The 12409-nt window shown below is 54.2% G+C and carries 10 protein-coding genes; 2 read left to right on the forward strand and 8 right to left on the reverse strand.

Annotated elements, in window-relative coordinates:
- Positions 1 to 45: 45 nt before the first annotated feature.
- The 4 genes from K6V98_RS04935 to dnaK form a co-directional block, all read right to left on the reverse strand.
- A complete protein-coding gene (locus K6V98_RS04935) occupies positions 46 to 459 on the reverse strand; it encodes a heat shock protein transcriptional repressor HspR (protein ID WP_222199417.1) in 414 nt (137 codons plus the stop codon).
- A gap of 46 nt (positions 460 to 505) precedes the next feature.
- A complete protein-coding gene (locus K6V98_RS04940) occupies positions 506 to 1447 on the reverse strand; it encodes a DnaJ C-terminal domain-containing protein (protein ID WP_222199418.1) in 942 nt (313 codons plus the stop codon).
- Between the two features lie 92 nt (positions 1448 to 1539).
- Complete coding sequence (locus tag K6V98_RS04945; RefSeq protein ID WP_371734525.1) at positions 1540 to 2388, reverse strand: nucleotide exchange factor GrpE; 849 nt, start codon at positions 2386 to 2388, stop codon at positions 1540 to 1542.
- 66 nt (positions 2389 to 2454) lie between these two features.
- Positions 2455 to 4341: a molecular chaperone DnaK gene (dnaK, locus tag K6V98_RS04950; protein WP_222199419.1), complete on the reverse strand. Its 1887-nt coding sequence runs from the start codon at positions 4339 to 4341 to the stop codon at positions 2455 to 2457.
- Positions 4342 to 5033: 692 nt separating this feature from the next.
- Between dnaK and K6V98_RS04955 the strand changes: the two genes are divergently transcribed.
- Both K6V98_RS04955 and K6V98_RS04960 read left to right on the forward strand, forming a co-directional pair.
- Positions 5034 to 5219 (forward strand): DUF362 domain-containing protein, encoded by a 186-nt coding sequence (locus K6V98_RS04955; RefSeq protein WP_222199420.1) that lies wholly within the window; start codon positions 5034 to 5036, stop codon positions 5217 to 5219.
- 388 nt (positions 5220 to 5607) lie between these two features.
- Positions 5608 to 6663 carry a YitT family protein gene (locus K6V98_RS04960; protein WP_371734526.1) on the forward strand — a complete coding sequence of 352 codons (1056 nt, stop codon included), beginning with the start codon at positions 5608 to 5610 and terminating at the stop codon, positions 6661 to 6663.
- A gap of 275 nt (positions 6664 to 6938) precedes the next feature.
- On the opposite strand, the gene K6V98_RS04965 is transcribed toward K6V98_RS04960, so the two are convergent.
- The 4 genes from K6V98_RS04965 to K6V98_RS04980 form a co-directional block, all read right to left on the reverse strand.
- Positions 6939 to 8867 carry an ABC transporter ATP-binding protein gene (locus K6V98_RS04965; protein ID WP_222199422.1) on the reverse strand — a complete coding sequence of 643 codons (1929 nt, stop codon included), beginning with the start codon at positions 8865 to 8867 and terminating at the stop codon, positions 6939 to 6941.
- Positions 8854 to 10641: an ABC transporter ATP-binding protein gene (locus K6V98_RS04970; protein ID WP_222199423.1), complete on the reverse strand. Its 1788-nt coding sequence runs from the start codon at positions 10639 to 10641 to the stop codon at positions 8854 to 8856. Before K6V98_RS04970 ends, K6V98_RS04965 begins: the two co-directional genes overlap by 14 nt.
- Positions 10634 to 11092 carry a MarR family winged helix-turn-helix transcriptional regulator gene (locus K6V98_RS04975; protein ID WP_222199424.1) on the reverse strand — a complete coding sequence of 153 codons (459 nt, stop codon included), beginning with the start codon at positions 11090 to 11092 and terminating at the stop codon, positions 10634 to 10636. Before K6V98_RS04975 ends, K6V98_RS04970 begins: the two co-directional genes overlap by 8 nt.
- 420 nt (positions 11093 to 11512) lie before the next feature.
- Positions 11513 to 12355: a Cof-type HAD-IIB family hydrolase gene (locus K6V98_RS04980; RefSeq protein WP_222199425.1), complete on the reverse strand. Its 843-nt coding sequence runs from the start codon at positions 12353 to 12355 to the stop codon at positions 11513 to 11515.
- Between the last annotated feature and the right edge of the window lie 54 nt (positions 12356 to 12409).

The raw sequence follows: 12409 nt of genomic DNA on the forward strand, positions 1-12409 counted from the left end.
ACGACAGCTGAATCTCACTCCAAACACGCCTCACGACAGGCGCTCCTAGTGAATATCTCCTCCAAGGAGACCACGCAATACCTGCTGAGGATCAGCCGATCCGTCAAGCGGTACCAGTGCCGTAATTTTCTTTTGCATCCGAAGCTCGTGCAGCTCTTCTTCGGCACGGCGAAGCTGCTCGCGCACGCGGCTGAGCTCACGCTCTCGCTCATCTGCACGCTCTTTCATATCAAGAATGCGCATCACACCAGCAAGGTTAATACCCTCCCCGGTCAGTTGATTGATGAGGTTTAACCGCTCAATATCCCCTTGGGAATACAGCCGCGTATTGCCGCCAGAGCGCTTGGGGTTCACCAGACCCTTTGATTCATACACGCGAAGCGTCTGCGGGTGCATACCCGTGAGCTCGGCGGCCACACTGATCATATACAGCGGCTTATCACGTCCCTCTCGTGCCATGTCCCATACCCTTCTTCCTGCGCGTATGTAAGCGCTCCGTTGTCGGTTATATCGTAGCGCGAAAGCGCTCAATCTCAGCTCGATAGTCTCTCATATCAGCATCACGCAGGCGCTCAAGCGCTGCTCGCTCATCATCTGAGAGATGCTCAGGCGTTTGAACAACTACGGTAACCAGCAACGCTCCCGTTTTTCCGCGATGCTTCACATCGGGTGCGCCCATATCTTTAAAGCGGAAGGTCTGACCGGTTTGTGTGCCTGCTGGCACCTTCAAGCGCACCGTCGCACCACCCGGCGTGGGTACCTCAACGGTACAACCCAGAGCCGCCTCATAGATAGAGATCGGCAGCTTCATAGTTACGTTTGCGGCCTTGCGCTTAAACAAGGGATGCTCAGCAACATTCGTAACAACGATCAGGTCTCCCCGCTCGCCTCCGTTTGCTCCAAACTCACCCCGCCGTGCATAGCGAAGCTTTCCGCCATTCACCGCGCCTGCAGGCACCGCAACAGAAATCGTTTGTTGCTCACCTGTTGAAGGAATACGATACGTAACCTTGCGCGTCACGCCACGAAACGCCTCTTCGGCACTCACGTCAACCGAAAGCGTCAGATCGCTTCCCTTCCGTGGGCGAGCAGCGGCACCGGGATGCCCAAAGCCTTGGCCCCAATCGGAACCAAAGGCACCCTCACCCCGAAAGAGACTGTCGAGAATATCGTTCCAGCCACCTGCTGCCTGGCCGCTATACGCATACCCACCGGCACCGCCATGTCCTGGGATGCCCCCAAACATGAGGAGCTGGTCGTATTCACGGCGCTTATCGGGATTTGAGAGGGTCTCGTACGCCTCGCTGATCTCTTTAAACTTCTGCTCATCGCCGCCGCTATCGGGATGATGCTTGACGGCGAGCTTTCTAAACGCCTTCTTGATCTCGTCCTCGGAGGCATCTTTTGATACACCCAGGATGTCGTAAAAGTTCTTTGCCGCAGGCATACGTCTGCCTCCTTTCATTACACGAACGTGAACAAGAAGAGCTGCCCTGAGAGCCGACCATCAAAATCAAGCCAGCTCCCAGAGCCTTTGGGTTACTCCTTCTCGTCTGAATCGGTCTCTTCAGGCGCCGGACGAGCAGGGCCTCCGTGCGTGACAGTTACCATGGCTGAGCGCAACACCTTGCCAGCCATCCGGTAGCCCTTCTGGTACACGTCGTTTACGGTCTCATCAAACTGGTCGTAGTCTTCCACACGGCCAACCGCTTGGTGAATCACAGGGTCAAAGGCCTCACCAACCGGATCAACTGGCTCAACACCTTCGTGCTCAAATACGCCAAGCAGCTTGGTTCGAACCGCATCTACCCCATCAACAAACTGAGAGAAGGACTCATCCATCTCTTGAGCGCGAGCGTGATCGAGCGCGCGCTCAATATCATCAACCACCGGCAAGAGTGCCACGATGAGCTTCTCGGTTGCGCGCTCCTGCTCTTGCAGGCGCTCACGAGCCGTGCGGCGACGATAGTTCTCCCAGTCAGCCTGCAAGCGGCCGCAGCGCTCCTCAGCGTCTTGTGCGCGGACATCGGCCTCAGTGCGAGCATCAATTGCCGCATTCAGCTCCTCACGAACTGCAAGCAGGTCTGCCCGCGTGCGCTCAAGCTCGAGCTTAAAATCGTCTTCAGCTGCTTGCTCGCCTGCGCGAATTGCAGCCTCCACCATCTCTTCCTCAGTCAGCGCCTGAGACGCTCCATCGACCTGACCATGTGCCTGAGCCTCACCTGCGCCTGCGGCGACGGCCTCATCTGCACGAACTGTATCTTCGGCCTCCATCTGAGCTGACGCGTTATGAGCATCTGCCGACACCTGCCCCTTACGGGAATCTGGTGTATCAGCATCCACGTGCTTTTTGGGGCGCTCCTCAGCACCTCCCACAGGTATCTTCACAGCTTCCTCCTTCTTCGAGATCGAGGGGGTAGGAATACCCCCTTAGACCCCTCACGTGGTCTCTGATCAGTTCTCGTCCTGATCGTCTACGACCTCATAGTCGGCATCAACCACGTCATCGCCACCAGCCGGGGCATCGCCTGCGGGCTGCTGAGCATCTGCATATACAAGCTGAGCAAGCTTATAGGCAACCTCTTGCAGCTTCTCGCTCGATGTCTTGATTGCCTCAAGATCGGTGCCCTCAAGCGCGGTCTTGGTATCAGACACTGCCGCCTCAGCGTCACCCTTCAAATCTGCCGGCACCTTATCTCCGAGCTCGGAAAGGGTCTGCTCAGTGCTATAGACGAGCGAATCGGCCTGATTTCGAACCTCAGCCTGCTCGCGATGACGCTTATCCTCCTCAGCGTGAGTCTCAGCGTCCTTAACCATGCGATCCACTTCCTCATCGGAAAGTGCAGTGGATCCAGAAATCGTGATGGACTGCTCCTTACCCGTGCCCTTGTCCTTTGCAGAAACCTTCACAATGCCGTTCGCATCAATATCGAAGGTAACCTCAATCTGGGGCATGCCACGACGGGCAGCCGGAATACCAGTGAGCTGGAATTTGCCCAGGCTCTTATTGTCTTGCGCAAGCTCACGCTCACCCTGCAAGACATTGATCTCTACACTCGTCTGGTTATCAGCGGCAGTGGAGTAGATCTCGGTCTTAGAGGTTGGGATGGTGGTATTGCGGTCGATCATCTTGGTCATCATGCCGCCCAAGGTCTCAACACCCAAGGAAAGCGGAGTCACGTCAAGCAGCAAGATGCCCTCAACGTCACCAGTCAAGACGCCGCCCTGAACTGCAGCACCATCTGCTACAACCTCATCGGGGTTTACCGACATATTGGGCTGCTTGCTCGTCATATTCTTCACGAGCTCTTGCACCGCTGGCATACGCGTGGAGCCACCAACCAAGATGACCTCGTTGATCTCAGAGAGGGCAACGTGAGCATCGGCGAGCGCCTTCGTAACCGGAGCCTTGCAGCGCTCAAGCAAATCGCGGGTGATCTTTTCAAACTCAGCGCGGCTCAGCGAATAATCAAGGTGCTTCGGACCGGTGGCATCTGCCGTAATGAAAGGCAGGTTAATTTGTGCCTGCTGAGCACTTGAAAGCTCCTTCTTGGCATTTTCTGCAGCCTCCTTCAGGCGCTGCAGTGCCATGGGATCCTGGCGCAGGTCAATGCCGTTGTCGCTCTTGAACTTATCTGCCAGCCAATCAATAACGCGCTGATCCCAGTCGTCTCCGCCCAGGTGGTTATCGCCGTTGGTTGCAAGAACTTCAAACACGCCGTCTGCTAAATCAAGCAAGGACACGTCGAAGGTACCGCCGCCAAGGTCGAAGACGAGGATCTTCTGCTCGCGATCCTTCTTATCCAAGCCGTATGCCAAAGCAGATGCCGTAGGCTCGTTCACAATACGCTTGACGTTCAAGCCAGCAATGCGGCCAGCGTCCTTGGTTGCTTGGCGCTGCATGTCGTTAAAGTATGCAGGCACAGTAATAACTGCATCGGTGATGGTCTCGCCCAGGTACTTCTCAGCATCTGCCTTCATCTTAGAAAGCGTCATCGCACTGATCTGCTCAGGGGTGAACTCCTCACCCTCAATAACAACCACACAGCGGCCATTTGAGCCCTCGCGCACCTCATAAGGAACGGTCTTCAGCTCGTCTTTTACCTCTGAGAACTTACGGCCTAAGAAACGCTTGATAGAAAACACCGTGTTCTTAGGGTTCGTAACAGCCTGGTTCTTAGCAGCCTTGCCTACAATGCGGTCGCCGTCTGAGCGAAAGCCAACGACAGACGGGGTGGTGCGGTCGCCCTCAGCGTTCACGATGGTGGTAGGTGCCCCGCCCTCAAGGACGGCCATGGCAGAGTTCGTTGTTCCGAGGTCGATTCCAAGAATCTTGCTCATAGTAATTCCTTCCTATACCGGAAACCGCCCAATGGCCGCTCCCCGTTTCTCTCATCTCAGCTACTATATCCTCTTATACGACTTGATATACAAAATCTAAGTCAGTCTTTATAAGATTTCTTGATCTCTACATTATAAGGTTGGTCAGACACCCGTTTGGGCGCATCTTTTTCAGGTTGTAAACTGCCGGATGCGCTCCTTTTTTGTGCGCGCAGAAGCAGCATCGGGTGCTCACACGCGCGATCGAAAGCTGGCGGCTGCGCCTTCTCTCATATGCGCAGTGGCTGCTGTAGGCGCTCATGCACGCGATCACAGGCTGGTGGCTGTACCATTTCTCATATACGCAGAGGCTGCTGCGACATCTCAATCGCAGGATTGCCAACTGCGCCGCTCCTCTTACGCACAGAAGCTACTGCAGGCGCTCAGTCGCACAATTGAAAACGCTCGCGATGCCACTCCTCATAAACTCACCCAAACTCACGCAAGCGCTTCGCATCTGCGGCGCTGAGCTTCGCGTCACACCGGCCTTGTGACGTGATGTGACGGAATCCCAGCTAGTTAGTAGCAGGTGACTCGGCGAACGGTCAATTTGAGCGGGTCACGAGCCTTGATTTGACGTCCCTGCGTGCTATCGTAGCGTCGAGGGATTGACTCGTGCACCGCGAGTCAAACATAAGAGGAGAGGAATCACTATGTCGCATCCAGTTATTGAAGCTGATGAGTGCATCGCCTGCGGAGTCTGCGTTGACGCCTGCCCCACCGACGTGCTCGAAATGAACGATGTTGCCACCGTGGCAGACGAGGATTCCTGCATTGCCTGTGCGGCATGCCAGGACGCCTGCCCCACCGGTGCCATCACCGAGATCGTCGAGGAGTAGCAACCGCTTTCAGGAGCTATCGCTCAAGGGCGGCGGCTATTGCAGCGTAGTGGCAGCCACCATCCAAAGGTGGCAGTCGGTGTTGCAGCGTAGTGGCAGCCATTGTTGCAGCGCAGCAGTAGCAACCGCGCTCAACCAGCTATCCTACAACAGTAGAACGCACTCAAGCCATCTCTCGTTCCAGCGAGAGGTGGCTGTTTTCTTTCCTATTTCTTGCCCATAAACTCTTAACAGTTTATGTATTCATTGCAGGCCGCGTGCAACTACATCCCAAAAATAATTTCCAAGAAGTGGCTAAACGGCGAAGTCTTTAGATCAGACTTTTTTGGGCAAAAATCTTGGTACCCTCATCAGGTAGTTCACATCTAACGCAATGGGGAGGGTTAGCGTGTCGCCGATTGAGCTCATTGAACGAATACGGTCGCTGGGTCGATATGCCAGTGTGCGTCGAGCTATCACGTTGGCAGCCGTTACGCTTTCATCCTTTATGCAGGCCTATGTGATTGAGGCCTTTGTAGAGCCAGCCAATCTGCTGGCCGGAGGCTTTACGGGAGCAGCAATTCTCATCGACCGCGTAGCCTCACTCATTGGGCTCTCCTTTCCTACGTGGCTCGGTGTGCTCGCCCTCAATATCCCAGTTGCTCTTGCATGCCGCAAAAGCATTTCTACGCGCTTTGTATTTTTTTCCATGCTGCAAGTTGCCCTTTTGAGCTTGTTTTTGAATCTCTTCGATTTTCCTCAGCCACTTGCCGGAGACACCTTTATTGAGGTGCTCTTTGGTGGTGTACTCATTGGCATTTCTACCTTGGTCGCTCTCTGGGGCGGTGCCTCCACCGCAGGAACTGACTTTATTGCTCTGTATGTTTCAAACAAAACAGGGCGAACGATCTGGACTTCGGTATTTGTAGTCAATGCCTTGATGCTCGCCATCTTTGGCTGGCTTTTTGGGTGGAAGCCAGCGGCATATTCAATCATCTTTCAATTTATAGCCACGCGTACGGTAGACGGGTTTTACCATCGATACAAGCGCTCTGTGCTACTCATTACTACCAAGCAACCAACCGAGGTTGCTCGCGCATACACCCGAGAAATGGATCATGGCGCGAGCATCATCGACGCAACCGGAGCATTTAGCGGAGAGCCGGTAGGCATTATTCACGCGGTGCTTTCAACCTATGAGGTGCGCGATGCCATCAAGCTCGTACGCTCAGTTGACCCCTTTGCCGTTATTAACGTCATGCCAAACGAAGACTTTGTTGGCAACTTCAGGCGCGCAGGTATTGATGAGCCGCTGCCGGCACACGTGCGTGCAACTCCCGAGGTGGATCCCCTGCTTGCTGCTATGAGCCGCATGCGCCGGGGTGCCGGATTTGAACCTCGGATGCTTCGCCGCCCACGCTCAAGAAGACATCTGCGCAAGAGCAGCACGCCTTCCAAGCAGTAGATGCGCCCCTCTCCTGCGAACTGGGATGTGTGCAAAGCAAGAACAGCACACCGTCACAGCAGTAGAGACGCCGCTGCCACGCGGGACTATATCCGCGACGTCCACTGGGCAGTGGAGAACGCCCGCTTCACCGCCTGATAAGACATTCCCTTCACGGGAGCCATGCCCACAGCTCCGATCGGGTTCCCGCAAGCGCCTCCGCAGCGAAGCGAAGACAGCTCCGAAGGGTACCCGATCGGGCTACAAAGCGGTTGAGGATCCAAGTCTCGCAAAGCTTATTCCAGCTCAAAGGCTCCGGTATACAGCTGGTAGTAGTAGCCCTTGCGCGCAATGAGCTCATCGTGGGTGCCGCGCTCAATCACACGCCCGTGGTCAAGCACGATAATCGCATCGGCATTGCGAACCGTCGACAGGCGATGCGCAATCACAAAGGTTGTTCTCCCCTGCATGAGGGCGTCCATACCGCGCTGCACAATTGCCTCGGTACGGGTATCGATGCTCGAAGTTGCCTCGTCCAGAATCATCGCAGGAGGATCGGCCACCGCTGCTCGCGCAATAGAAATGAGCTGGCGCTGACCTTGGCTGATCTGTGAGCCATTATCGGTAAGCACCGTGTTATAGCCCTCAGGCAAACGGCAGATAAATCCATCTGCGCCTGCAAGCTTGGCCGCCCGAATGCATTCCTCATCGGTAGCATCTAACTTGCCATAACGAATATTGTCGATCACGGTTCCTGTAAACAGGTTCACGTCTTGGAGCACCACGCCCAACGACCGCCTGAGATCGCTTTTTCGGATCTTTTGCACGTTGATGCCGTCGTAGCGAATCTTTCCAGAAGTAATATCGTAGAAGCGGTTGATGAGGTTGGTGATCGTGGTCTTCCCCGCTCCCGTAGCTCCAACAAAGGCAATCTTTTGGCCAGGCTTTGCAAAGACCGAAACATCGTGCAATACCTCGTGATCAGGCTGGTAGCCAAAGTCAACATGCTCCATGCGCACATCTCCGCGCAACGGAACATACTCAACCGATCCATCGGCCTGGTGGGCATGCTTCCACGCCCAAAGCCCCGTGCGCTCCTCGCTCTCTACCAGCGCACCGCCCTTAACGGCCATATTGACGAGCGTCACGTAGCCTGCATCCTCCTCGGGCGCTTCATCAAGCAACTCAAAGATGCGCTCAGCACCCGCGAGTCCCATAACCACTGCGTTAATTTGGTTGGAAACTTGCCCAATTTGTCCTGCGAACTGTCGCGTCATGTTCAGAAATGGAACCGCAACCGCAATGGTGAGCGGAAGGCCTGAGAGGGAAAGATTTGGAGCACCCAAGGTGATGAGCACACCTGCCGAGATTGCCACAACAACGTAGAGGAAATTGCCCATATTAAACAGGATGGGCATGAGCGTGTTGGCATAGCTATTGGCTGTGCGCGCCGTCTCTTCCCATGCAGCATTAATGCGCTCAAAATCCTCTTCTGCCTGGCGCTCGTGCGTAAAGACCTTAATGACTTTTTGTCCACTCATAATCTCTTCCACGTGGCCTTCAAGCCTGGCGACCGCGCGCTGCTGGCGCAAGAAGTTACACGCTGAGCGACCTCCCAAAAACTTGGTTGCCCAGGCCATCAGTATCGCTCCACCGGTTACGATCAGCGCCATGGGGATGCTGTAATAAATCATGATGCCCACAACGGAGATCATCGTAAGGCCGGTCATGGTAAGCATGGGCAGGCTTTGAAAGATCATCTGGCGCATCGCGTCGATATCGTTGGTGTAATAACTCATGATGTCGCCGTGCTGATTGGAATCAAAATACCTAATTGGCAAGGTTTGCATATGCTCAAACATGGCACAGCGGAACTTCTTCAGCGAGCCTTGAGTAATGATGGCCATAGCCTGCTGCCCAAATGCGTTACAAATCAGGCCAATTAGGTAGAACACGATGAGCATGACAACATTGGCAATAATTTTGCCCGATACGGGATCCCACTGACCAGCTGCCCAGGAGTCCTGCACGATCGCGAGCACGCGCTGCATAAACACATTTGGAGCGGCTTGTACGAGCGCATTTAAGACAATTGCCGCACCTACCGCCGGAAGCAGCTTTGGGTAAAAACCCTTGATCATCTTCAAAACTCGCAGGGCAGTACCGCCCATATCGCGCGATGCACCACGGCGCGATGCATTCGGTGTACGCTTAGTTGTTGCCATCTTCGCTCACCTCCTCCTCTTCGAGCTCATCAACACGCTCGTCGTGGCTCTGCTTGTTTTGAGAGATATATACCTCGCGATAAATCTCGCTCTCGTGCAATAGCTCCTCGTGCGTACCGATGGAATCAATCTTTCCCTCGTTCATCACAATAATCCGGTCAGCGTCTTCTACTGATCCAGTTCGTTGCGCGATGATGATCTTGGTAGTTTCGGGCAAATAGTTCTTCAGTCCATCGCGAATGAGGCGGTCGGTTTTGGTATCAACAGCACTGGTAGAGTCATCCAATATGAGCACCTGAGGCCGCTTCAAGAGCGCCCGCGCAATACACAGGCGCTGTTTTTGTCCACCAGAGACATTGGTGCTGCCCTGCTCAATCATATGGTCATAGCCATCAGGAAAGCCTTGCACAAACTCATCCGCCTGCGCCAGCTTTGCTGCCTCACGCACCTCTTCATCGGTTGCCTCGGGGTTACCCCACCGCAAGTTCTCGGCAATCGTGCCGGAGAAGAGCTGGTTTTTCTGAAGCACCATGGCGACTTCGCTTCGCAAGACATCAAGATCATAGTCACGAACATCGTGGCCGCCCACGAGCACCCGCCCCCGGCTTGCATCGTAAAGACGAGAAATGAGCTGCACCAAGCTCGACTTTGCCGAGCCAGTTGAGCCAATAATGCCAATGGTTTCTCCGGATGCAATATGCAAGTTGATATCAGAGAGAGCCTCGCGATCTTTTGCGCCGCCATAGCTTAAGCCCACGCCTTCAAAATCAATTGAACCATCGGAGACCTCGGTTAAGCCTCCCTCGGGGCTTGTAATCTGTGAGCTGGCAGTGAGCACCTCATAAATTCTGCCTGCGCCCTCTTCTGCAATTGTGACTAGGGCAAAAACCATCGATAGCATCATCAAGCTCATAAGAATCTGAAAGCCATAGGTGATGAGACTTGAGAACTGCCCAACGTCAATCAGGGTTGCACGACTATCGATAATGGCAAATGAGCCCATGCCAATGACGAACACCATGACGGTGTAGACGCAAAAATTCATGATGGGCGAGTTGAGCGCTAAGATACGCTCTGCTCGTGTGAACTCTCGGCGCACCTCTTCGGCCGCCGCATCAAACTTCTCAATCTCATAGTCTTCGCGCACATAGCTTTTTACGACACGAATGCCGGCAAGATTCTCTCCTGCAGACTCGTTTAAGCGATCGTACTTACGAAAGATGCGCTTGAAGATCGGCCGAGCCGTGCGAATAATGGCAAAAAGAGAAATGCCCAAAACGGGAATGACCGCGAGGTAAATAAAGGCAAGCCAGCCTCCCATGACATAGGCCACGCTAAAGGCAAAAATGATCATGAGGGGTGCTCGAAAGGCGGTGCGGATGAGCATCATAAAAGCCATTTGCACATTTTGCACGTCGGTGGTCATGCGCGTTACAAGCGAAGAGCTCGAGAATGAATCGATGGTGGAGAAGTCAAAGGACTGAACCGCGCGGAACATATCTGTTCGCAGGTTTTTAGAAAATCCAACCGAAGCCCGAGCGCAGGTAAGGCCTGCAGCTGCTCCAAATCCAAGTGAGATGAGTGCCATCAGCGCCAAAACACCAGCAGAAGCAAAGAGCTCGGGTAAGGGGGCTCCGGCTTTCACCTGACCAATGAGAGCCGCCGTGCCAAAGGGAATCAAGACTTCAAATAAGACCTCACCCATCACGAGGAGCGGCGTTACAATAACTGCACCACGATATTGGCGGATGCTGCTCGCGAGGGTTTTAATCATCTTGCTCCTCCCAGCTTGTTCTCACCTTTCCAAGCAAGGCGATAAGCTGCTCTTGCTCCTCCGTGCTAAGAACAGCAAACGCACGATTTCGAAAAGCCCGCCGTGCCTGCATTTCACGCTCAGCAGTGACGGCACCCTCCTCGGTGAGTTTCACAATACGCTGGCGACGATCGGCTTCTACGCGCTCGCGCTCAACTAAGCCAGCCGCCTCAAGCTTCGTCAAAATTTCTGACAACGAACCGGGTTTGAGATCAAAATTGAGGCCGATTTCGCGTTGTGAAAGCCGCCCACCATTGAGCGCCAAAAGGCAGAGAATCGGGGACTGTCCAGAACGGCCACCTACCCTAAAGTGCAGGTAGTGCCCACAAAAGCCCAACAGTTCGAGAATTGAAAGAGCACGCTTTTCCTCAGGAGTTTCTGCAGGGTTAGGTATTGGTTTGAGATGTTTCATGAGTTTCCCCTCTTGTTGGCATGAGGTAAGCGATAAGCAACGCCTCACGAGAGTTGGTCAAACGGATCATGTGCGTAGGCCTTGCAGCGACCTGCTCGCCTTGGCCGAGCGCTTGCACCGCACAAAGGCTCGCGGAGCTCAAGCTTGCATCCAGCCCATGTACGCTCGCTCGAAATAAACCAAGCGTCTATCTGGCTGCAAATCGCCGAGCAGCTCGAGTCATTAGTTTGGTACCGCACCATTCTAGTAAGGTACCGAATGATGTCAAGAACAAATTGGTGCGGGGAGCGACTGCGCGCACGTTCGCATGCCCGTTCGCGCGCAATCCGCATATCCAACTCAGGAGCGGCCGGCTAAGATCGAGCCAACGCGCAAAAGAACACGCACCACGCGCGCGGCGATTGTGGACTCAGGCAGGTTTTAGATCAGGCCGAAGTGCTCAAGCGCACTCACTACTCCATCTTCTTGCACGGGATCAGTAATGTGATCAGCAATAGCCTTTACCTGCGGTAAAGCATTTCCCATCGCAACAGGCACCTCTACAGCCGCAAGCATTGCCAGGTCGTTCTCTGAGTCTCCAAACCCAAAAACGCGCTCAGGGCGATAGTCCAAGAGCGCTAAGGCATGGCGAACGCCAAAGCCCTTATCGACCCCAATCATGCTAATTTCTATCAGGCCAACGCCCAAGTCACACAAGGTATAGTGCGAACGGAAGAACTCCTCATGCGGCCGAAACGCCTCAAACGAGGCAGCATCAAACACAATTTTGCTAAATGAAAGCTCAGGGGCAAAGGTAGCAACCTCAGCAAAGGTGCTCGCCGTTTTAACTCCTGGGATGCCCTCATACGTCTCACCGGTTGCAGAGAGCGCCACGCTCGTCTCTTCTCCCTCAAGCATGGCATGCACACCGGCATCCAGTAAGCGCTCTGTACTTTCGCGCAAAAGATCTTGAGCAATCTCAGTCTTGTATTTGAGTTCATCGCCTATATACACACTCGCTCCTGCGCCACAAATCATGCCCGTGGCACCGAGTGCAAGCAGCTCATCAGAGACAATATGGTGGGTACGACCTGTACAAATAAATGTCGCGTGACCACGCTTGCGAAGGCGAGCAAAGGCATCTACCACGCCCGGTGAGGGGTGCGCTGCGGTAATATCTGCTCCCGGATCAGAGGCACCACTTGCATCAACTAGGGTTCCATCAACATCAAAAAAGAGAGCGCAAGCCCCCTGGGGACTCTTCTGCTTCATCTGATCATACATACATGTTCCTCTCGCATCCACCTCATCATACCCATCGCCGCTGCAGATGAGCCG

This window comes from Collinsella ureilytica (assembly GCF_019795105.1).
GTDB classification, from domain to species: domain Bacteria; phylum Actinomycetota; class Coriobacteriia; order Coriobacteriales; family Coriobacteriaceae; genus Collinsella; species Collinsella ureilytica.